At 42.3% G+C, this 546-nt stretch carries 1 protein-coding gene; it reads right to left on the bottom strand.

The window, feature by feature from the left end; translation table 11 throughout:
• Positions 1-546: prealbumin-like fold domain-containing protein (locus tag G5B12_RS17090; protein ID WP_174088968.1), on the bottom strand; the 546-nt coding region annotated here is incomplete at both ends.

The following is a 546-nucleotide window of genomic DNA, read 5'->3' on the forward strand; positions in this document are numbered from 1 at the left end:
ATACTGCAGGCATACCCTTTTTCATCTGTGAAAATCTCAGTTGCTCCATTTTCTCTACTCACTACTGGTTTGGCAGAATCAAAATCATAGCTTCCATCTGCTTTCTTTGTAAGGGAAGATTTCAGATAAACTGTAAATCCGGCTCCGGATAACAGATCTGCATCGGTCTTTCCATTGTTGGCTGCTTTGATGATCTGAAATGGCTGTTTGATGACCTGCTCACTGGAAGTGCACTCTCTTTTTACTTCTGCTGTCATATCTCCTTCATAACTGCACACAAGATCATGCTCTTCTGTATCTGCCAGGTATCCGGTCGGCGGTGTGATCTCTTTGACATAATATTTGCCAAGATATAAACCTTTTACAGAAGACTGTCCTTTGTCATCTGTTGTAAGAGATGCTACCTGTTCTCCTGCTTTATAAATAGTTCCAGTTGCTCCGTCCGGATGCACGATATCTTCACGGGCATACAGACCATAAACTGCACCTTTCAGTGTGGCATCTCCCTGTGGTACTGCTTTTCCTGTTTCTTTATCAACTTTGAAT

It is taken from the genome of Blautia sp. MSK.20.85 (assembly GCF_013317245.1).
GTDB lineage: Bacteria > Bacillota > Clostridia > Lachnospirales > Lachnospiraceae > Blautia_A.